Source organism: Methylobacterium longum (assembly GCF_022179385.1).
Classification (GTDB): domain Bacteria; phylum Pseudomonadota; class Alphaproteobacteria; order Rhizobiales; family Beijerinckiaceae; genus Methylobacterium; species Methylobacterium longum.
On sequence record NZ_BPQS01000007.1, the window covers coordinates 76,695 to 98,050 of the forward strand.

General features: G+C 71.2%; 17 protein-coding genes. 4 read left to right on the forward strand and 13 right to left on the reverse strand.

What is annotated here, in order from left to right:
- The first annotated feature begins 32 nt into the window (after positions 1 to 32).
- Positions 33 to 635: a glutathione S-transferase family protein gene (locus MFF58_RS08735; RefSeq protein WP_238286677.1), complete on the forward strand. Its 603-nt coding sequence runs from the start codon at positions 33 to 35 to the stop codon at positions 633 to 635.
- Here the strand turns inward: MFF58_RS08735 and MFF58_RS08740 are convergent.
- The 11 genes from MFF58_RS08740 to MFF58_RS08790 form a co-directional block, all read right to left on the reverse strand.
- Complete coding sequence (locus MFF58_RS08740; protein WP_238286678.1) at positions 626 to 1,888, reverse strand: ATP-binding protein; 1,263 nt, start codon at positions 1,886 to 1,888, stop codon at positions 626 to 628. The genes MFF58_RS08735 and MFF58_RS08740 overlap by 10 nt on opposite strands.
- 19 nt (positions 1,889 to 1,907) lie before the next feature.
- Positions 1,908 to 2,996 (reverse strand): lysylphosphatidylglycerol synthase domain-containing protein, encoded by a 1,089-nt coding sequence (locus MFF58_RS08745; protein WP_238286679.1) that lies wholly within the window; start codon positions 2,994 to 2,996, stop codon positions 1,908 to 1,910.
- Positions 2,997 to 3,141: 145 nt separating this feature from the next.
- Positions 3,142 to 3,777 carry a uracil-DNA glycosylase gene (locus MFF58_RS08750; RefSeq protein ID WP_238286680.1) on the reverse strand — a complete coding sequence of 212 codons (636 nt, stop codon included), beginning with the start codon at positions 3,775 to 3,777 and terminating at the stop codon, positions 3,142 to 3,144.
- Positions 3,767 to 4,525 carry a PIG-L deacetylase family protein gene (locus tag MFF58_RS08755; protein WP_238286681.1) on the reverse strand — a complete coding sequence of 253 codons (759 nt, stop codon included), beginning with the start codon at positions 4,523 to 4,525 and terminating at the stop codon, positions 3,767 to 3,769. Before MFF58_RS08755 ends, MFF58_RS08750 begins: the two co-directional genes overlap by 11 nt.
- 114 nt (positions 4,526 to 4,639) lie before the next feature.
- The gene (locus MFF58_RS08760; RefSeq protein ID WP_238286682.1) at positions 4,640 to 5,878 is read right to left on the reverse strand and encodes a glycosyltransferase family 4 protein; all 1,239 of its coding nucleotides are present in this window, start codon (positions 5,876 to 5,878) and stop codon (positions 4,640 to 4,642) included.
- Between the two features lie 109 nt (positions 5,879 to 5,987).
- Positions 5,988 to 6,854, reverse strand: a complete 867-nt coding sequence (locus tag MFF58_RS08765; protein ID WP_238286683.1) for a sugar phosphate isomerase/epimerase family protein — start codon at positions 6,852 to 6,854, stop codon at positions 5,988 to 5,990.
- Positions 6,851 to 8,452 carry a YcaO-like family protein gene (locus MFF58_RS08770; protein ID WP_238286684.1) on the reverse strand — a complete coding sequence of 534 codons (1,602 nt, stop codon included), beginning with the start codon at positions 8,450 to 8,452 and terminating at the stop codon, positions 6,851 to 6,853. Before MFF58_RS08770 ends, MFF58_RS08765 begins: the two co-directional genes overlap by 4 nt.
- A 228-nt stretch (positions 8,453 to 8,680) precedes the next feature.
- On the reverse strand, positions 8,681 to 9,676 hold the full coding sequence (locus tag MFF58_RS08775) for a Gfo/Idh/MocA family protein (protein ID WP_238286685.1): 996 nt from the start codon (positions 9,674 to 9,676) through the stop codon (positions 8,681 to 8,683).
- Positions 9,676 to 10,857, reverse strand: a complete 1,182-nt coding sequence (locus MFF58_RS08780; protein ID WP_238286686.1) for a class I SAM-dependent methyltransferase — start codon at positions 10,855 to 10,857, stop codon at positions 9,676 to 9,678. The genes MFF58_RS08775 and MFF58_RS08780 overlap by 1 nt, the downstream gene beginning before the upstream one ends.
- A gap of 44 nt (positions 10,858 to 10,901) precedes the next feature.
- On the reverse strand, positions 10,902 to 11,825 hold the full coding sequence (locus MFF58_RS08785; protein WP_238286687.1) for an HD domain-containing protein: 924 nt from the start codon (positions 11,823 to 11,825) through the stop codon (positions 10,902 to 10,904).
- A gap of 228 nt (positions 11,826 to 12,053) precedes the next feature.
- On the reverse strand, positions 12,054 to 13,244 hold the full coding sequence (locus tag MFF58_RS08790) for an inositol-3-phosphate synthase (RefSeq protein WP_238286688.1): 1,191 nt from the start codon (positions 13,242 to 13,244) through the stop codon (positions 12,054 to 12,056).
- Positions 13,245 to 13,565: 321 nt separating this feature from the next.
- Here MFF58_RS08790 and MFF58_RS08795 point away from each other — a divergent pair, with 321 nt between their 5' ends.
- Complete coding sequence (locus tag MFF58_RS08795) at positions 13,566 to 14,855, forward strand: transglycosylase SLT domain-containing protein (RefSeq protein WP_238286689.1); 1,290 nt, start codon at positions 13,566 to 13,568, stop codon at positions 14,853 to 14,855.
- Positions 14,856 to 14,963: 108 nt separating this feature from the next.
- On the opposite strand, the gene MFF58_RS08800 is transcribed toward MFF58_RS08795, so the two are convergent.
- Complete coding sequence (locus tag MFF58_RS08800; RefSeq protein ID WP_238286691.1) at positions 14,964 to 16,667, reverse strand: DHA2 family efflux MFS transporter permease subunit; 1,704 nt, start codon at positions 16,665 to 16,667, stop codon at positions 14,964 to 14,966.
- A complete protein-coding gene (locus tag MFF58_RS08805; RefSeq protein ID WP_238286692.1) occupies positions 16,664 to 17,920 on the reverse strand; it encodes an HlyD family secretion protein in 1,257 nt (418 codons plus the stop codon). Before MFF58_RS08805 ends, MFF58_RS08800 begins: the two co-directional genes overlap by 4 nt.
- A gap of 195 nt (positions 17,921 to 18,115) precedes the next feature.
- On the opposite strand from MFF58_RS08805, the gene MFF58_RS08810 reads away from it, so the two are divergent.
- The gene (locus MFF58_RS08810; protein ID WP_238286693.1) at positions 18,116 to 18,754 is read left to right on the forward strand and encodes an HdeD family acid-resistance protein; all 639 of its coding nucleotides are present in this window, start codon (positions 18,116 to 18,118) and stop codon (positions 18,752 to 18,754) included.
- A 127-nt stretch (positions 18,755 to 18,881) separates the two neighbouring features.
- Positions 18,882 to 21,353, forward strand: coding sequence for a PBP1A family penicillin-binding protein (locus MFF58_RS08815; protein WP_238286694.1), 2,472 nt, complete (start codon positions 18,882 to 18,884; stop codon positions 21,351 to 21,353).
- Positions 21,354 to 21,356: the final 3 nt, after the last annotated feature.

Here is a 21,356-nt window from a genome sequence, read left to right on the forward strand (position 1 = left end):
GCTCGGCCGCACCCGGGACGACGAGGAAACAAATGACCGAACCGCTGACGATCTACGGCGATCCGGGGTCCGGGAACTGCCTCAAGGTCAAATGGGTCGCCGCCCACCTCGGCATTCCCGCACTCTGGCACGACGTCGACGTGCCCCGCGGCGGGACGCGCACACCCGAATTCCTGGCCCTGAACCCGGCCGGGCGGGTGCCGGTCGTGGTCTTTCCCGACGGCGCCGTGCTGTCGGAATCGAACGCGATCATCGCCTACCTCGCGGAGGGCTCCCCGCTTATCCCGGAGGCGGCACTCGCCCGTGCCCGGATGCTGCAGTGGATGTTCTGGGAACAGTACAGCCACGAGCCCTACATCGCGGTCCGGCGCTACCAGCTTCACTACCTCAAGCGTCCGCCCGAGGACCTGGATTCGAAGCTCGCCGTGCGCGGTGCCGACGCGCTGCAGCTGATGGATGGAACCCTCGCACGCTCCGCCTACATCGCGGGGGACGCCCTGACGCTCGCCGACGTCGCCCTCGTCGCCTACACCCGCATGGCCCACGAGGGCGGCTTCGATCTCGGCGCCTATCCGGCCGTCCGCGCCTGGATCGGACGCGTCGAGGCCGGGCTCGGGATCGGCGCCTACGTCTGATCGGCTGGCGGCTGCACGGCGGCGGAGCCGTATTCGGGCAGGCTGACCCGCACCGTCGTCCCCTGGCCCGCCGAGCTCTCGATGGTGAGGCGGCCGCGGTGGCGGTTCAGGCTGTGCTTGACGATGGCGAGCCCCAGGCCGGTGCCTCCGCGGGCCCGGCTGGAGGCGACGTCGACCCGGTAGAAGCGCTCCGTCAGCCGCGGGATGTGCTCGGGCGGAATGCCGGGCCCGTCATCGGCCACCGAGAGGACGATCCGGGATCCGAGCCGGGGGTCGTCCTCGCGGGACAGCCCCACGCTGATCCGGCCGCCGCCGTACTTCACCGCGTTCTCGATCAGGTTCTCGATCACCCGGGCGAGCTCGTCCGCGTCACCGGCCACGCGGTAGGGCCCGTGACCGTCCTCGAACCGGATCGCGGCGCCCCGGGCCTCGGCCGGCGGCGCCTGCGCGTCGACCATCTGGTGGGCGAGCGCCCCGAGATCGACCACGGTGGTGGGCGCGACGTGCTCGCGCAGCTCGATCCGCGAGAGCGAGAGCAGGTCGTCGATCAACCGCGTCATGCGCAGGGCCTGCCCGCGCATGATCTCGAGGAAACGCTCCCGGGCCCGCGTGTCCTCGCGGGCGGGGCCCTGGAGCGTCTCGATGAAGCCGATCAGGGTGGCGAGCGGCGTGCGCAGCTCATGGCTCGCGTTGGCGACGAAATCGACCCGCATCGCCTCCAGCCGCCGGGCGGCCGTGAGATCGCGCAGGAACAGCAGGGCGCTGACCCCCGAGCCGTCGGGCATCGGCAGGGCGCCGATCTGGACGTCGAAGGTCCGCTCCAGGGGAATCCGGGTCGAGAGGGCGACCCGACGGGGCATGCCGGAATTCAGGACGGCCTCGACGGCGTCGAGGACCTCCGGGTCACGCAGAGCGAAGGACAGGGGCCGGGCCTGATGCAGGGCCGGCAGGAGCGAACGGGCGGCGGGATTCGCCTCCACCACCAGGGTCCGCCGGTCCACGAGGATCACCGGGTCCGGAACGTGGGCGAGCAGCGCCTCCGCCACCGCGTAACGCTGCGCCGCGGCGGCGGGCCGCGGTGCCGGAGCTTCGCGGTCGCGCCCCCCCAGCCATCCGCCGAGGCAAACCGATCCGAGCCCGACCAGGATCAGCGGGAGATCGAGGCGTCCGGCGAGGGCCGTGGCGAGCCCGAACAGACCCGCAGCGATCGCGGCACCGGCCCAGGCGGGGGAACTGTGCAGGCGGCCGGACATGGCGGGCGCGGCGGGCGGATTACCGCGACTCGGTCTTGTCGCGCCACGCCCGACCGGACGGTCCGGCGGTGCCCTCCGGCGGCCCGGAATCGCGCGCACCGCCCGCGCGCTTCACAATCTCATACAGGCCGAGCATCGCGAGGGCGGTCACGAAGGGCACGACGTAGTAGCAACCCCGGAACAGGAGGAGCGAGGTCAGCACCTCGTTGCGCGGCAGGCTCGACAGGGCGAGCAGCACCGTCGCCTCGAACACGCCGATGCCCCCCGGGGCGTTCGACGCGATGCCCAGCATGGCGGCGAGCACGTAGACCGCCAGGAAGGTCGTGAAGCCAATCGTCGTCTCCTGCGGCAGCAGGACGTAGAGCACGGCCGCGGCCGCGCAGACGTCGCCGATCCCGACGATCATCTGCCCGATCGACACCGAGGCGCCGGGCAGCTCGAGGCGCCACTGCTTCACGGTGATGCTGCGCTTCTTGGCCGAGACCCAGGCCAGGTAACCGAGCACCAGGGCGAGCGCCGCGAGCCCGACGCCCTGGTTGATCCGGATCGACGTGAAGGCGAGCCCGGCGAGCTGGCCCGCCTCGATGATCAGGCTGAGGCCCAGTACGACGCCCATGCCGAGCCAGAAGGTGAAGCCCGCGATGACGGTGAGCGCCGCGATCTTGGCCGTCGACAGGCCCTGCCGGGCGTAGATCCAGTAGCGGATCGTGCCGGCGGTGAGCAGCGGGAAGCCCAGGGTGAAGCTCACCGCGTAGCTGGTGAACGAGGCGAGCGCCGTGATCCGGTAGGGCACCTTGATCTTGAGCTGGCGCAGCGCGAGGGCGTCGTAGCCGGTGAGGAACAGGTAGCTGATCCCGACGAACAGGAAGGCGAGGCCGAGTTGCTCGGCGGTGGCGGCCGCGATGGCGGTGCGCACCTCCGCCCAGCTCACGCTTTGGACGAGCTTCCAGAGCACGCCGAGGGAGACCGCGACCAGCACGATGCTGGCGGCCGTGCCGATCCAGGCATAGCGGCTGCGCCGGATCTTGCGCTTCGCGGCGGCAGCGTCGTCGGGCTGGACCGGCTCGGCCTTCTCGGCCGCGTCCCTGTGCTGTCCCTGAAAATTCATGCCGTTCGGCGTCCGCCCTTCCGGCTGCGCGGCCCGGCCGAAGGCCGTCAGCCTATGCCGGGATCTCCCGGACCGCGGCCCGTTGCCCCGCATGTAGGCCGAACAAGCGCTTAAGGCCAGGGAAGGTCCGACGGTGTGCGCTGTTCTATCCGCAACCTGCCGCTCGGCCAAGGATCGCGGCCGCCTCGGCGAGACCGCGCCGGATGCGGGCGGGCACGTCCGGCGAGGTGCAGACGTAGGTCGGGCTCGGGTGCGGAACCCGGATCACCGGCAGGTCGGGTCGGAGCGCCGCGACCACAGGGGCCGCCTCGCCGGCATGGCGGCCGGCCAGAATGGCCACCGCGAGGCGCGGCAGCAGGTCGAGGAGCGGCTCCAGATAGGGCCCGGCGGCCGCGATCTCGGCCCGGCGGGGGGCGCGGTTGAGCGCGCCTTCCGGGTGAATCAGCCAGGGTACGGCGTTCCAAATCAGGGTGTCGGTCCGGGCGATGCCGGCCTCGGCGAGGAAGCGGAACAGGTTGGCGGCGGTGCCGTTCGCGCTGTCGCGGGTGACGAAACCGGTGCGCAGCACGGCCGGACCGGGCGTCTCCAGGAGGAGCAGCATCCGCGCGCCGACCCCACCGTCGAGGGGATCGGGCACCGGGACCGGCGCCCCGCGCTCCGCGGAGATCCGGTCGCCGAGCGCCCGGATCGGCGCGATGTGCGGAGCCCCGATCATCGCGCGGCGGGCCGCGAGGGCGTCCGGATCAGCCAGGGACTTCGGCGCCTGCGGCTCAGCCGACATCGAGGCCGCGGATGGCTGCACCGAGCCGGCCGGACAATCGATAGCGCTCGACTCCCTGTTCCTGGGCGAGCCGCGCATCGAGGCCCTTGCGACCGCCGAACTGGAAGCCGATCTGGCTGGCATAGGCGGCGCACGATGCCCGCTTCCGGGCCTGCGCATCCGGACCGAGACGCATCGTGGGCTCGGCGAGATTCGTGAACGACGCGGCCAGCGGCGCTTTCGGGGCAGCATCGCGCACGGTGTAGGGGAAGTCGCGCCACCACAGGATCGGCTGCGCCGGATCGAGGCTGCGGAGCGCCCGGACCAACTGCACGTGGTCCACATGTCCGCCGATCGCCTGCGGCGCCAGGAGGAGGTCGGGGCTCTCGGCCGCGATCAGCTCCGCGATGGCCGGGGCGAGATCGGCCGCGATGCCGTCGTCCGGGCGGGTGTCGGAGAACAGGTCCGGCGCCGAGCCGTAGCCCCGGTGCGGCGCTTCCCGGAACGGCAGATGGACGGGTGGCGCGATCCCGAGTTCGGCGGCGGCGCCGATATCCTCATCCCGGCGCAGCGCCATGTAGTCGATCCCGGCGGGCAGGCCCTTGTCGAGCTGACAGGCCAGCGCAAAGCCCTTCGGCTCGGCGACGCTGCCGGTGAACAGGGTCGCCATCACCACGCGCCAGCCGTCCGCGGCGAGGCTCGCCAGGAGGCCGCCGCAGGAGAAAGCGGCGTCGTCGAGATGGGGTGACAGGGCGAGGGCAATTGGCACGTTTCAAGGCCTCTCGGCTGGGGCGAAGTCCAATCCGCCGCCGCCTCCCGCGGCGCCGGAGCGCCGCGCCTCGGGATGATAGGCTGGGCGAGTCATCCCGCGTGAGCGATGCCTTCAGAGGAGATGCGGTTCGGCTCGGAACCGGCAGCTCGGATCGTAAGGCAGGTCCGGCGTGAAGTCGGTGGCCGGCCGTTCGTGCCGGACGCGCCCGTAGATCTCCATGATCTGCTGCCCGACCGCGTGCCAGGAATAAACCCGCCGGCACTCCTCGAGGCCGGCCGTCGCGATGCGGCGGCGCAACTCCTCGTCCGTGATGATCCGGGTCAGCGCGGCGGCCTGCGCCGGCACGTCGCCGGGATCGACCAGCAATCCGTTCTCGCCGTCGCGCAGGCAGTCCGAGACGCCGACGGCGTGGCACGACACCGTGGCGAGGCCGGCCGCCAGCGCCTCCAGGATCGTGTTGGAGAACCCCTCCGCGTAGGTCGGCGAGACGAACACATCGGCGCGGCGGTAGAGATCGGGCACCGAACCGTACTCGGCGTAGCCCGTGAAGGCGATCTCGGCCGCCGAGAAGGCCAGTTCCGCGGCGAGCGCCTGCGCCGGCTCCACGTCCGGTCCGATCCCCGAGATGGTCGCGGCGAACGGCGTGCCCTGTTCGCGCAAGATCGCCAGGGCATTGATGAAATCGAGCACGCCTTTCCGGCGGTCGACACGACCGTGGTAGAACAGCCGCACCGGACCGGCATGGGGCGCCGGCAGCCCGTCCGGCGTCCCCTGCGCGAAGCGGTCGGTATCAACCGCGCCGGGTACGATCGTGAAGCGGGCGGGATCCGATCCCAGCCGGCCGCAGACCTCGTTCACGAAGGAGGCGCCGCCGATCAGGAGCGCGTTGGCATGGGCCAGGACCTCGCACATCGCGACCCTGTGGGTCTCGCAGCAGGAACCGACCCAATGGCCGTCGCCGCCCTGGATCGAGACGACGCTCGGCACGCCGAGCCTGCGCGCGGCGAGCAGCACCGCCCAGCCCGTGGGGTAGCCGTACTGCGCGTGCAGGATGTCGAAGGGCTCACGCGCGTGCTCCCGGCAGATGGCGTCGACCATCGTGGCGATATCACGCTCGAAATCGCCCGCCTCCTGCTCGCCGAGCTGCTCCAGGCCGATCACCCGCACGCCCGGCACCGGCGGCGGCGGACCGCCCCCGTAGACGCGGGTCCCGAAGGCGTCGCCCCGGTACTGCGAGATCATCGTCACGTCGTGGCCGGCGCCAGCCAGTTCACGCAGCAGGTTCTGCGCGTAGACGCTCATGCCCGATATGGCGGGAAAGTAGCGGCGGCTGAGGAAGAGGATTCTCATCGCGCGACGCCATCGATCCGGCAGGAGGAGAAGTTCCGGAATGTCCTCTCGCGAGCGGATGAGGGGGCCTGCGCCGCATCCTCGGCCCGCCGCGGCATCACCCTCACCGTCATTGACGCCGTGTCTCCTGCCTGCCGGCCAGCACCGGGCCGGAGCGCCGGCAGCCGCGGAGATAGTCCAGCGCCTGCGGGATCATCACGTCGGCCCGGTGGCTCTCGCGGGACAGCTCGACGCAGATCAGCTTGCCGAAGCCGACCGCCTCCAGCGCCTCCAGCACGCCCGGCACGTCCATGTCGCCCTCGCCGAAGGGGAGATGGATGTGGCTGCCCCGCTTCATGTCCTCGATTGCCACGGTGCCGATCCGGTCGGCGAATTCCCGCACCGCCGCTTCCGGCTCGCGCTCGCCGGTGACGAGGCAGTGACCGGTGTCGAGGGCGAGCTTCAACCCGGGGATGTCGAGGGCCGCGTAGTCGTCGAGCGTCTCGATCAGCATGCCGGGCTCCGGCTCCAGGCAGGCTACGATCCCGGCCTCGGTGGCGAAACCCGCGACCTCGTGAAGGCCCTCGGCCAGCCAGCGCCGGGCCTCGCCGTGATCGACGCCGGGCTTCGGGACGCCGGCCCAGAACGAGACCGCCTCGGCGGAGAGCATGGCGCCGATCTCGATCGCCCGCTTGAGGAAGCCGACCCGCCGCGCCCGGCCCGCGGCGTCGGCCGTCACCAGCGTCGGCTCGTGCTTGGCATTGGGGTCGAGGAGGAAGCGGGCGCCCGTCTCGATGACGCAGGTCAGCTCCAGCTTCTCCAACAGGCTCGCCACCCGGCCGGCCTCGGCCGCCCAGGTCTCGGAGAACGGATCGAGGTGGTGGATGTCGAGGGTCAGGGCCACGCCGTCGTAGCCCGCCGCCTTGATCAGGTGGATCGCGTCGTCGAGGCGGTGGTTGGCCGCGCCGTTGGTGTTGTAGGCGAACCGGAGCGTCACGCCTCTCTCCCCTTCCGCTGGGCGAGCCGGAACGGCGCGTGGTGCGATTCGGGCTCGCGGTAAAGCGGATAGTGCCGCCCGACGATCGTCTCGGCCAGGGCCACGTCGAACAGCGGCTGGCCGCCGAACCGCTCCAGGGCCTCCGGCGTGAGCCGCACCGGGCGCAGGGTCTCGCTCTCGGTGCCGAAGCGGATCAGCGGATGGTCGCGGTCGAGGAGCTTCCTCGTGTTGCGCTCGCCGATCCGGTAATAACTCATGGTCTCGACCTCGAGCCCCGGCACGATCGCCTTCACCACGCCGACACCGCCGCCGGGAGGCGTGCAATCGACGTAGAGCACGTCGAACCCGGCCTCCAGCAGCCGGTCGCAGGCGATCTTGCCCCGGGCATGGCCGTCGGCGGCCGGGGTCGAGGGCAGCTCCGCGAAGCGCTTGGTGCTGCGCTGGGAATAGACGGTGTCGGCAAGGACGCCCCGGAGGTCGCCCGCCGGCATCTCGATCCATTCGAGCATCGCCTGGAGTGCGCGGCTCTCTTCCAGGTCGAGGCTCGGCAGCGCCTTCTGGATGAACGCGTCGATATAGCCCGGCGGCGTCACCGTGGCGGCCATGTCGAGGGGGCCGTGCCCGAACGTCTTGCGCACCCGCGCGGCCTGGAATTCCAGGAGCGCCTTGCGGAGCGCCCGCTCCCGGTCCGGATCGCAGGCCTCGCCGCAGGCCGACAGCGCGATCGGCGCCGGGGTGCGCGCCGGGTCCTCGTCGTAGCCGACGACGTAGAGGTTGGTCAGGCCGAACTGGTCGGTGGCGAATTTCGGCAGCGCGCGGATCCCGAGCTCCTTCAGCCGGGCCAGCATCGCGGCGTTCTCCGGGCCGATGCCGTCGAGATCGAGCATCACGCCCTGGTCGAGGGCCCGGAACAGCAGGCCGTTGCCGTCCCGCTGGAGCAGCTCCAGCACCCCGTGGCCGAGCGCGAAGGGCACGTCCGGCCCGGCGCCGAGCCCGTTGGTGATCAGATTGGTGAAGGGCCGGTAGCCCTCCGACAGCTCGAAATAGTCGGTGGCGGCCACGTCGAGGGGCATCAGCACGATCTCGCCCGTGGCGTGCCGGACGCTGGGCGTCCATTCGAGCACCGTGTCGCGGCCGACCGGTGAGCCAGCGGGCAGGCAGAGGGTCAGCGGGTCGGCAACGGATTTCAGGCCGTAGACGCGCGCGAGATCATTGTAGCTCGCCCGCTCCTTGGCCCGGGGCAGCACCGCCAGCGACGGCATCAGGTTCTCGGCAATCTCCGCCACGGCGCCGATCAGCGCCTCGTCGTCGGTGGCGCCGTAGCCGATGCCCGACGGCATCGCGCCGACGAAGAACGGGTCGTCGAGGAACAGGGCCACGAACCAGACCGGGATGCCGGTGCGGTCCAGCGGCGCCAGCGGGAAGCCGACGACGCGGCCCTCCGGCAGGACGTCGAGATAGGCGCGCACGGGATCGGGCAGGATCGCGGGCAGACCTTCGATGGGCCGCTTGGCACCGAAGCGGTAGGAGCGCGGCGCCTTGATCCGCTCGTGGCGGGCGCGGTCGTCCTGGTCGTGGAAGGCGTCTGCGTTGGTCAAGGTATGGTCCCGTCCCTCTCGTATCCGCCCGTTCCGCCGTCATGTCCCACCCGACCCCTCATCCTGAGGTGGCGGAGCGCAGCGGAGGCCTCGAAGGAGCCCTTCAGGGACCGTGCGGCCGGCTGGAGCCCTCCGTCGAGGCCCGCTGGTGCGGGCACCTCAGGATGAGGGCGGGGACGGGATGGAGCGGGTGGTGTGTCGGCGTCTGGTCGTCCTGTCCTGTGGTCGCTACCCCTGCCCGTAGGCGCGGGCGACGAGCCGCATCGTGTGAAGGTCGCGTGCGGCCGAATACGCGACCCGCTCCTCGGGCCGGCGCAGGGCCGAGCCGAAGGCGCGCACCTGCTCGGTGAAGGGGGACCGGTCGCGGTCGAAGGCGACCGGTTCGGAGCGCCCGCTCGCGCCGTCGATGAAGGTCAGCGATCCGCCGGCCGTCTGTCCCATCGTGTTCTCGGCCACCAGCATGCCCTTCGTGCCGACCACCTCCAGGCGACGGCGGGGCAGCGCGTCCGGGCAATTGTAGGCGACGTGCAGGCTCGCCAGCGCGCCGCTCGGCGTGCGCCCGATCAGCAGGGCGCCGTCGTCGACGGCGTAGTCCTGGGCGCGGGTCTGTGTCAGGGCCGCGAGGTCCGTGATCGGCTCGGCGAGGAGGAAATCCACGAGGTCGAGCCCGTGCGGGGCGAGGTCCATGAGGGCGCCGCCCCCGGCCTGGGCGGCGTCGATCCGCCAGTTCGGCTGGCCGGCCTCCGACCAGTCGCGCCCGAGCCAGCAGGCGTAGACGATTCGCACGGTGGTCACGGTTCCGAGCCGGCCGGCCTCGATCTGGGCGCGGATCGCACGGTGGGCCGGGTGGTGCCGCTGGTCGAAGGCCGTACCGTAGAAGGCTTTCTCGCTCTCGACCGCCCGCGTGATCGCCTCGGCGTCGCTGAGCGTCGCCGCCATCGGCTTCTCGCACAGGATCGCCTTGCCGGACGCAGCCAGCGCCTCGACGGCGCCCCGGTGGAGATGGTTCGGCGTGGCCACGTAGACGGCCTCGACCTCCTGCTCGGCGATCAGGCCGGCGAGGTCGGCATGGCCGCGGGCGCCCGCCCGCTCGGCGGCGGCGCGGCTGTCCGGATGCGGATCGCAGACCGCGACCAATCGGTGGCCGGCGGCGCGGATGCCCGGCTCCATGTAGTCGCGGGCGACCCATCCGTAGCCGACGATGCCCCAGCCGACCGCGTCCATCACCACCGCTCCGGCAGGTCGACGAATTCGCGCACGCGGACGCGCTGGATTTCCGCCGCGTCGAGGCCCTCCGCGAAGGTCAGCGTTTCGGGACCGGGGGAGTGCAGCGGGTAGGTGGCCCGGGGGGCGTATTCCGCCTCGTAGCGTTCCGACGGCCACCGGATGGCGTAGCCTTCGCCCTCGGCCTCGTAGAGCGGGTTGAGCCGCAGCACCGTACCGGGCTTCGGCAGGGTCAGACCGTCGACCAGCGCGCGCGGTGCCGGGCGCATCCCGGGACCGCACACCACCGAGAAGGCCTCGCAGCTCCGCAGGGCCGCGGGCTCCTGCGGACCCGGCGCCCGCGCCGCCACGAGCGCCCGGGTCAGCTCCGCGTCGTCGTAGACCAAGGCGTCGGGGAACAGCTCGGCGATCTCCTCAGCGGCCACCGCCCGACCGGCCGAGAAACCCGGGCAGTCGCTGTTGTGGATGTGGCTGAGCGCCAGCCACCCGTCGTCGCCGGCATTCTGGCGCAGGCAGTCGAGGAGTGTCGCCTTGTCGTCGAGGAAGTAGAAGGCATCGTTGCAGACGACGAGATCGACCGGCGCCCCCGGGATCGGCCAGTGCGGCGAGCCCGCATCGAAGCAGACGAGCTGCGCTTTCTCGGTCACGACCCAGTGGCGCGCGACCCAGAGCTTGGCGAAGACCACGTCGGCCCCCGCGACCTTGCAGCCGCGGCGCTGCAGCTCCCGCAGGTAATGACCGATGCCGCAGGCGAACTCGAAGACGCAGGTCGGCTCGTTCCAGTGCGCCTCCAGGAGCGACAGGCCGGCCAGGTAGGTCGGGTCGCTCCACCGGTGCACGAAGTAGTCGCCGACGCGTCCCCACCCGAGGAGCTCGACCGCGTCGCGCAGGGTGGCGGTGCGGCGATCCTTGATGAGGCGGATGATCCCGGCGGGATCGGCGGGGGGGCCGTTCCACCACTCGTCCTGATCGACCAGCAGGGCGGCCAGAGCCTCGTCGGGCTCACCCGCGTCGAGATGCGCCAATACCCGTTCGATGAGGGTGTCGCGGCCGACGCGCAGGTACGGGATGCCATCGATCACGGGCCAGCGCGCGCCGGTGACCGCGTCGCGCAGGGCGTGCGGGCCGTCGGCCTTCAGCGGGTGGCCGGTATCCGGCGATCTGAGTTCGAAGGGGATCATGGCTCTCGGGACCGCCCGGGCAGATGGGCGGATGGGTCGGGCGATCAAGGGATGCGCATGTCGGCGAGGACACGGTCGTGAAAACCCTTCACGGGGCCGGCATGGACCAGCTCCCACTCGTCGAGCACCATCCCCATCGTGGTCGAGGCCCCGCGCAGGTGCTGGGCGATCTGCAGGACCCGGTCGATGCAATCCGCCGCGTGGAAGGCACGGCCCTCGGCGGTGGCGTCGTCGGGGAGCACCGCGCGGGCGCGCTCGACCTGACCCCGCAGGGGCTCGGCGAGTTCGTCCAGGGCCCAGGCGGTGGTGGCGGCCATGATCGGCCCCAGATGATCGCCGAGCAGCATCTCGCCGGTGAAGCCCGCATCCGGCATCGCGGCGTTGTGGAAGTGGTGCGCCATGGCGGCCAGGAACACGGTGCCGGGGTCGGCCCGGTAGAACGGGCTGAGGCAGACGCCGTAGGCGGCCACGATCAGGCAATGCTCGGCGTGGTTCTCGGGCGGCTCCAGCAGGATGCGGGCGCGTCCCGGACAGGTGACGCCGGCGCGCGGCTGCTGCGCCAGGGCGCCGACGAAACCCGGCAACGGGCCCGGCTGACCGGCCGGACGCGGGGCGAGCCGCGCCCGCAACCGGGCGCGGAGATCCGGATCGAGGTCACCCGTCACGGCATCGAAGCCCGCGACCAGCACCGCGCTGGCCGCTTCCTCCGACAGGCCCGCCGCCGTCAGGAAGGCCGCGTCGAGGTCGCAGAGGCGCGTCGCCGCGAGGGTGGTCGCGGTGATGTCGAGGGCGACGTCGTCCGGCGGAGTGCCTCCGGTGAGGAGACCCCACCCCTGCGCGAACAGCCGCTCGGCGATCGAACCCGTGCGTCCGGCGGAGCGGACGCGCTTGAGGTCGTTCATCTCGACCAGCAGGTCGCGCAGCGCTTCCGGCGCCGCGGGGCCGGATCCTTGGTTGTCGCTGGACATCGGCTCTTTCAGACAGCGGTCGGCAATGCGCGCGGGGTCCTCGCCGGATTCCGCGCGGATACTTCTGGACCGTCAAGGCGCGAAACTGAAGGCGCGAGGCCGCTTCCCTCGTGGGAAGGGCCACAGGGGGATGGCGTGGCGCAGGCTCGAGCGTCCGGGGGGCGCCCGCCGTCTCCAGGCCCCTCCCGCCCGGGGGAGGAGCGTCCGCGGTGACGCGTCAGCGCCCGGTCAGTGCACGCCCAGCCAGTCGTGGAGCATCTTCTCCTGCTTGCCGAAGGCATGCTCCGGACCGTGGCCGTTCTTGACCATCGGAGCCTTGAAGAAGGTCGAGAGCTGCTCCTGCACGCCGCCGTCTCCGCGCTTGCTGGCGAGATCGAGGACGCGGGCGATCTCGATGACGAGCGGCGCGGCCAGGATCGAGTCCTTGCAGAGGAAGTTCACCTTGATCTGCATCCGCTGGCCCATGAAGCCGGTGACGTCGATGTTGTCCCAGGCTTCCTTGTCGTCGCCGCGCGGGCGGTAATAGTGGATGTGCACCAAGTGGTCCTCGACGGGGTAGCCGAGGATCGAGTCGAGCACCGTGCCCTTGGTGTTGAGCTTCGACTGGAGCGAGTTCGGATCGTTCAGGGCGAGGCCGTCGCGGTTGCCCAGGATGTTGGTCGAGAACCAGCCGTCCACGTGGAGCGCCCGCGCCTTGAAGGCGGGAGCCAGCACGGTCTTCATCATGGTCTGACCGGTCTTGCCGTCCTTGCCGGCCACCGGAACGTTCAGTTCCCTGGCGAGGTCGAGGAGGGCCGGGACGTCGGCGGCCACGCTCGGGGTGAAGTTGGCGTAGGGGATGCCGCTCTTGATCGCCGCGTAGGCGTAGAGCATCGCGGGCGAGATCGACTCGTCGCTGGAATCGAGGCCCTTCTCGAAGGCCGCCGCGGAGTTCAGGGTCGGGTCGTTCAGGTCGGGCCAGCGCTCGGTGGAGGCGAGGTTCACCACGACCACGTCGTCGAGGTTGCTCTCCTTCTGGAAGCGGCGGAGATCGTTGGCGATCACGGAGACCGCCTCGCGGTGATCCTTGGCCACGATGCGGTTCTGACCGTCGATGTTCTTGCAGAACTTGGCACTGCCGACGGCCGGCCAGGGCGTGATGCCCTTCAAGACCTGGGCGCCGTTATCGATGTCGTCCTTCGACAGCACGCCGTGGCCGCTCGCGGCCGCGCCGAGATCGTCGCCGTTGAGATCCCATCCGCCGAAGACGAGATCCTTGTAGTCCACCATGCCCGCAACGGAGAGGCCGGCGAGCGGCAGCCCGTCGAGCCGGTTCGAGCCGGATTTGATCATCTCGATGCCGGCGATGGCGGTGGTGGCGACTGCGCCTCCCATGCCAACGAAGGCGACACCGACGCGGCGACCGGACTGTATGCTCATCGGAAATTAGAGTCCTTGTGGGGACGCGGGTGGCGTCTTGGGACGGAAAGTTCTGCCCCCCGGGCCGTACCTAACTGGCTCGGACGTGCGGCGTTCCAAGCTGAATGCGACAACTTTGCGCCTCCATCGTCGCATCCACGGCGGGATCGCGGCGCCCGGACGGCCTTAACGCGCACGGTTAACCCTTCCTTGACCGTGCCACGCTTGGATCACGCGGTCGTCCCATTCTGGTCACGGCCGGCGCCGATAGGGCCGCCGCTTCAAGGAGCCCGGCCGGAAGACGTCGGGCCGACGTAAGGACCAATCGGAAGAGGACCAGTGATGGGGGTTTTCCCGGAGCCGGCGCGTCGCGCCGACGACGTGAGCCGACTCGTGCCGCAGATCCGGAACGGCGCGGGCCATTTCGAAGATGAAGCCGTGGCGTGGCTGCCGCGCGCCGGTCGCACGATGACGCGCCGGCCACGCCGCCGCGCGGGCCGGAGCGGGATCCGGCACCTCTCGTCGACGCTGGCACTCGGCCTCGTCGCCGGGTTCGGCCTGCCGCAGGCCGCCTTCGCGCCCGCCTATTTCGCGCCTGCCGCGCAGGCTCACGACCGCGTCGATACCAGCCCCCGCGCCGCACAGGACCTCGCTGCGCAGGCGCTCGCCGCACAGGCGCAGGCCGTCGCGGCATTCGCGCAGGAGCTGTCCCTCCGGACGAGCCTGGACCAGGCTCCGGCGCCGGAGATCGACACCCCGGCCGCCTGGAACGGCCTGCCGGTGCCCGAGCAGGAGCCGGCAACCACGGCGCTGGTCCAGGAGGACCTCGCGACCCTTCCGCGGGTGACCGAGGGGGAAGGCGAGACCACCGTTCAGTTCGGCGAGCGGAGCGTGCCGCGCAAGGTGGTCGACACGATCGTGAAGGCCTCCGACGAGGCCGGGGTCGACCCCGTCTACATGATGGCGCTGGCCGACAAGGAATCGAGCTTCGACACGGACGCGAAGGCCGCGACCTCCTCGGCGCAAGGCCTGTTCCAGTTCGTGGCCCGCACGTGGCTGGAGATGATCCGCGATTACGGGGCCCGCTACGGGCTCGCCGAGGAGGCCGCCTCCGTGAAGGGTCGCGGCTCCGCGATCACCGTCACGGCCGGCATGCGCACCCGGGTTCTCGGGCTGCGCAACGATCCCCGCGTGGCGGCGCTGATGGCGGCCGAGCTGATCAAGCGCGACCGCGAGCGGATCGAGGCCCGTGTGGGCCGCGCTCTGACCACGACCGAACTGTACCTCGCCCACTTCCTCGGCACGGCCAGCGCCGGCCGCTTCCTGTCGCTCTCGTCCGAGAGGCCCGACGAGGTCGCGGGACGGGAATTCCGGAGCGCTGCCCGGGCCAACCGCAGCCTGTTCACCCAGAAGACGGGCGGCAAGCGCCGCAGCCTGACCGTCGCGGAACTGCACGGGCGGATCGACGGCATGATCGACCGGCGCCTGACCCGCTACCAGGGCGTCGCCGCGGTGGCGGAGGCCCTGGAGAAGCCGCCGGCCCCGACCGAGGTGGCCGCCGAGGAGACGCCCGCGCCCGCCGGCAGCCGCCGCGTCGAGGTGACGGAAGCGCTGCCGCCGGACGGGGTGTGACGGTCGCTCGGGGCGAGCGGATCCGGCCGCGGGTGGAGTTCCGTTCCGAAACCGAGGACCGCGCGACGTGCGGGGCGCGGTCCACGTTCTTGAACCTCGACTCCCGCCTCAATGCCCGGCCGGGGCGCCGCCGCCACGCTTCACGCTCTTGAGACTGAGTGCGATCGGCACCGCGCAGGCGGCCACGACGCCGAGGACCCAGAACACGTCGATATAGGCCCAGTAGGCTACCTGCGTGCTCAGCACGCTCCCGATCCACGCCGTTGCCTGGCTCTTCGCCTCGACGCCGGCGTAGCCGTGCTCGGAGAAGTACTGCGTCGCCTGCCGCATGGTCTCCTGATACGCAGGCGCCGTCGAGTTCACGCTCTCCGCCAGCCGGCTCTGATGGAACTGGCCGCGGTAGGCCAGGATGTTCTGGGCGAGGGAGACGCCCATGGAGCCCCCGACGTTGCGGGCGACGTTGATCAGCGCCGAGGCCTGATCGGTCTGGTCCTTGCGGATGCCCTCGTAGGAAGCCGAGGTGATCGACAGGAACACCATCGGCAGGCCGATGCCGATGTAGACCCGCGACCACGCGAAGAACGAGAACGTCGTGGTGCCGTCGATCCGCGTCAGGTCGTACATGCCGAGCGCCACGATGGCCATGCCGGTGGCGATCAGCCATTTCGGCTGGAGGAACGCCGAGGCGCGCCCGGTGAGGAACATCATCACCACGGTGACGATGCCGCCCGGGCCGAGGACGAGTCCCGACAGGGTGGCGGTGTAGCCGTAATATTCCTGGGTGATCTGCGGGATGAACTGCGTCGTCGAGATGAGGATCGCCCCGGTGAACATCATCACCACGAAGCAGGATCCGAACTGCCGGTTGCCGATGAGCCTCAGGTCGACGACGGGGTTCTTCGCGTTCAGGAGCCACGGAATCATGGCCACGAACGAGACCACCATGAGGACGCCGGACACGTTCATCAGCGTCGAGGTGCCGAACCAGTCCTTCCGCTGCCCCTCGTCGAGGATCACCTCCAGCGAGCCGAGGAAGAGGGCGACCAGCAGGAAACCGACGCTGTCGAACCGGATGCCCCTGCGCACCAGGGCGCGCCGCTCCTTCTTGGCCGCCTCGCTGTCCTCGATGAGCCAGTGCATCAGGCCGAGGGCGATGACGCCCACCGGGCCGTTGATCAGGAAGCACCAGTGCCAGGATGCGTTGTCGGACAGCCAGCCGCCGAGCGTCGGCCCGATCACGGGCGCGACCACGATGGCGACGCCGTAGAGCGCGAAGGCCTGCCCCCGCTTCTCCGGCGGGAAGGAATCCGCCAGGATCGACTGGGCCAGCGGCGCCATGCCGCCGCCGCCGAGTCCCTGCAGCACCCGGAAGAAGAGCAGCGATTCCAGGCTCCAGGCGAAGCCGCACAGGATCGACGCGACGGTGAACAGGCCCACCGACCACATGAAGAAGGCCTTGCGGCCGTAGCGCTTGGCCAGGAAGCTCGAGGCCGTCAGCGTGATGGCGTTGGCCACGAGGTAGCTCGTCACCACCCAGGCGGCCTCGTCGGGGCCGACCGCGAGGCCGCCCGAGATGTAGCGGAGGGCCACGTTGGCGATGGTGGTGTCGAGCACCTCCATGAAGGTCGCCAGCGCGACCACGCCGGCGATCAGCCACGGGTTGTGGCCGCCCGGTGCCGTGCCGGACGATGCTTTCCCGGAAGACGCTTTCCCGGAAGACCCCTTGCCGGACGATGCTTGGCCGGACGATGCCCGGCCCGCCTTCGACTTGTGCCCGGGCACGGCGCCCGCTTGGCCGGTCACGGCGCTCACCGCACCGTGACGGTCGGGACGATCGACATGCCCGGACCGATCGCGACGTCCTTCGGCCATTCCTCGACGACGATCTTCACCGGGATACGCTGCGTCACCTTCACGTAGTTGCCGGTGGCGTTCTGCGCCGGCAGCAGGCTGAAGGCTGTGCCCGAGCCCGGCTGCACGGAGGCCACGGTGCCGTGGATCCTGCGGCCCGGATAGGCGTCGATCTCGACGTCGACCGGCTGGCCCGGGCGCATGTCGGTGATCTGCGTCTCCTTGAAGTTCGCGGTGATCCAGATGTCGTCGGGCACGAACATCGACAGGCTCTGGCCGGCCTGCGCGAGTTGTCCGCTGCCTCCGGTGAGCCGGACGATGCGGCCGGGCTGCACGGACCGGATCGTGGTGTAGCCGAGGTTCAGCTCGGCCTGCTCGACCTGCGCGGCGTCGCGGGCGAGCTGCGCCTCGGTCGAGGCCTTCTGCGCCTGGAGGGAGCCGATCTGCTTCTGGGCCGCGACGACGCTGGCACTGGCACTCTGCAGGGAGGCCTGCCGCTGCTGCAGCGTCGAGGTCGCGGATTGCGACTGCTGGACCGAGCCCGAGCCGCGCTCGGCGAGGTCCTTGTAGCGGGCCGCGTCCTCCTGGGCGAATTTCAGGGCCGCCTCGGCGGTGGCGACCTGCGCCTTGGACACGTCGATGTTGGCGTTCTGCGCCTGGATCTGCGCGTCGATGTTCCGGATCGCGGCCTGATCGGCCTGGACCTGTGCCTTCGCCTGCTCCAGCGCGATCTGGTAGTCGCGGGGGTCGATCCGGAACAGCACCTGACCACCCTCGACGTGCTGGTTGTCGGTGACCGGCACCTCGGCGAGGTAGCCCCCGACCTTCGGCTGGATCGCGATGCTGCGCGCGTCGACGAAGGCGTCGTCGGTGCTCTCGTACGGATGCATGTACAGGAGCCAGTAGAAGAAGATGCCGACGCAGAGGGCGACCACCGCGAGGCCGCCGAGCAGGAACGCAAACGGGTGGCGCCGCAGAATGTTGGGCCGCCGCGCCCAAGCATCATCGTCGCCGTCGTCGCCTTCGCCGTCCTGCGTATCCGGGTCCTCGGCCGGATCCGCGTCTTCGGTGCCGGGCTTGCGGGTGGTCTCGCGGTCCGCAGCCGCGCGGTCCCGGCCGAGGTCGAGCACATCGCGATCGACCGCACCGCTCCGGCCGTCGACCGGCCGCGCGCACGCCTCGGCCTCGGAGGCCTGCCGCTGATCGTCAAACATGGGAAATCGTCGCCCGATGGGCCGGTCGCCTCGCAGCGACCGGGCGCTGCACATCGCCCGCCTCGACCTTCACAAGCCGGGCCCTGCTACAAGGTTCCCTATCGTCTGGCCGGGGCTCAGGAACGGTTGCCGCAGTGCGGCGTTCTGCGCCGGGAACCTTTGCCGTGCACGACCAGCACGTTCCGGAGTCCAGCCATGACCAGCAGCCCGAACCCAGGTCCGACCGCCACCTCATCCTCCGGCGTCCCCCTCGTCGGGGTCGCGCGCCTCGACGCCATGAGCGCGGCCCTCGCCCGCAACTGGTGGCTCATCGCCCTGCGCGGGGTCGTCGCCATCCTGTTCGGCATCCTGGCGTTCGTGGCGCCGGGCGCCTTCGTGCTCTCCCTGGTGCTGTTCTTCGCGGCCTACATGTTCGCCGACGGCGTCTTCGCCATCGTGGGCGCCGTCCGGGCCGCGCAGCGGCACGAGCGCTGGGGCTTCCTGCTGCTGGAGGGCATCGTCGACGTCATCGTCGGCGTCGCCGCGGTGCTCGTGCCGGCGGCCGCCGTCTGGGCCTTCGTCCTCCTGCTTGCGGCCTGGGCGCTGGTCACCGGCGGCCTGATGATCGCGGCCGCGTTCCGCCTGCATCTGCATTACGGGCGCTGGTGGCTCGTCCTCGGCGGCGTCGTGTCGATCCTGTTCGGAGCCGCGCTCCTCATCAACCCGGGCATGTCGGCCCTGGTGCTGACGTGGTGGATCGGCTCCTACACGTTCGCGTTCGGCGTGCTCCTGCTGATCCTCGCCTTCAAGCTGCGCAGCCAGCACGGTTCGACGCTCCCGCCGGCCCGGCGGTGACCGCAGGTGGCCCGCGGTCCGACGCTCGCCGGGCGGGATTGCGTCCCCGCAGCGTGGGACAGGGATCCGGATGAGGCTTAAGACACGCCGTCGACCGGAACCCCCCGGTCCCGGAAGCCGCACTGCGATGACGCCCGACGCGCCGGAACGCGCCCCGGCCGAGGAGCCGACACCGCCGAGACCGGATTCCGGATCGGCCGCCCCCGCCCCGGATCCGCGCTTGGCGGCCCGGGAGGCGCGGCGCGCGGCGCTGGACCTCGTCCGCCACCTGTGGGTCCTGATCGCGGCGGCCGCGCGCGGCGTCGTCCGCCTCGGGCGCAGGGCATCGGCGCGGTCCGGCGCCCTGATGGCGCGGGGCCGCGCTCGCCTGCGACCCGACGCGGCCTCGACCGCCCGCCCGCCAGCCCCCGCCGTGCGGCCGAGCGCCAGGGCGGCCGGATTCCGGCGCGGGGGCCGGATTCCCGTCCTGCGCCTCGCCGGCGCCGCGATCCTGCTGCCGGTCCTGGCCCTGGCGGTCTACCTGCTCGCCGCGCTTCTGACGCTGCCGCCGCTCGGCGGGGCCGTGGTCGAGACCGGACAGCGGGCGATCACGGTGGAGTCCGACGACGGGCGGGTCTTCGCCACACGCGGCAGCTTCCGCGGTCAGAAGCTCACCCAGGCCGACCTGCCGCCGCACCTCGCCCAGGCGATCGTGGCGATCGAGGACCGGCGTTTCTACAGCCACTGGGGCATCGACCTGCGCGGGCTCGCCCGGGCGGCCTGGCGCAACTTCGCGGGCGGCGGCGTGCGCGAGGGCGGATCGACGATCACCCAGCAATATGCGCGTCTCACCTCCCTCAACCAGGAAAAGTCGCTCTGGCGCAAGGTCCAGGAGGCGTTCCTGGCGCTGCGCGTGGAGGCGACGATGAGCAAGGACGAGATCCTGCTCGGCTACCTCGACACCGCCTATTTCGGCGCCGGTGCCTACGGCGCGGACGCGGCCGCCCGGCGCTACTTCGGCAAGCCCGCCAAGGCCCTGAACCTCCCGGAATCGGCCATGCTGGCCGGGCTGGTGCGGGCGCCTTCGCAGCTCGCCCCGACACGCAACCTCGGCGGCGCAAAGGAGCGCGCCGACGTGGTGCTCCAGACGATGGTCGAGACGGGAGCGATCACCCCGGCCGCCGCCGACGCGGCCCGCAAGCAGAGCGTGACCCTGAAGTCGCCGCCCGAGGCGCCCCCCGGCACCAACTACTTCCTCGACATGATCGCGGGCGACGTGAAGCGCCTGGCCGGCAAGGACGGCGACATCACGGTCCGGTCGACCCTCAACCTCGACCTCCAGAGCCTCGCCGAAGGCATCGTCGGCCGCCGCCTCGACAAGGACGGGGCGCGCCGCAAGGTCGGCCAGGCGGCCATGGTGGTGCTGTCGAAGGAGGGAGCGATTCTCGCCATGGTGGGCGGGCGCGACTACGAGGACAGCCAGTTCAACCGGGCTGTTCAGGCCAAGCGACAGCCGGGCTCGCTGTTCAAGCTGCTCGTCTACCTCACGGCCTACGAGCAGGGTTTCACGCCCGAATCGATCGTGGTCGATCGCCCGGTGAAGATCGGCGACTGGGAGCCGGAGAACGACGACGGGCGCTACCGCGGGTCGGTGCCGCTCCGGACCGCCTTCGCGCTCTCCATCAACACGGTGGCGGCGGAACTCGGCCAGGAGGTCGGCATCCCGGCGGTGATCGCCACGGCGCGCAAGCTCGGGATCCAGTCCGACCTTCCGAACGTGCCGAGCCTCGTCCTGGGCTCCGGCGGCGTCAGCCTGCTGGAGATGACCCGGGCCTACGGCTCGGTCCTCGCCGGCCGCACCCCGCTCGACGCCTTCGCCATCCACGCGATCCGCGGCGGCACCCCGCAGCCGCTCTACGTCCACGCCGACCCGGCGGGCGGAACGAGCCTCGCCCAGGAGCCGCGCACGATGATGCTCGACTCGCTCCAGGCGGTGGTGGAATCCGGCACCGGCCGAGCCGCGCGGGTGCCGGGGCAGATCATCGGCGGCAAGACCGGCACGAGCCAGGATTTCCGGGACGCGTGGTTCATCGGCATGACGCCCGACCTCGTGGTCGGAGTCTGGATCGGCAACGACGACGACAGCGCGATGAACCGGATGTTCGGCGGCGAGATGCCGGCCGGGATCTTCCACGATTTCGTCCAGCGGGCCTCCGAGAAGCTCACGAAGGGCAAGCCGCGGCCCGCGGCGGAGCGCGCCGAGGCGGCCCGCGCAGTCGCAACTCCGGCCGGTGCGGCGGCGGCCGGCGAGGTCCGCGGTGTGCCGGAGGTGATCGATACCGGAACGCTGACCCTGCGCGGGCGACCCGTGCGCCTCCTCGGCGTCGAGGGCGAGCGCGGCCACCTCGCCCGCCAGCTCGCGAGCTATCTGCGGCGGCGAGAAGTGGTCTGCACCGGCGTCTCGGACAGCGCCACGGCGCGCTGTCGCATCGAGGGTGATGATCTCGCCGCGCTGATCCTCGCGGCGGGCGGCGCGCGCGCCTCCGAGGATGCGCCGGCCGACCTTCTCGGCGCCGAAGAACAGGCCCGGGCCGAGCGGGTGGGCCTGTGGGGCCGTTGACCC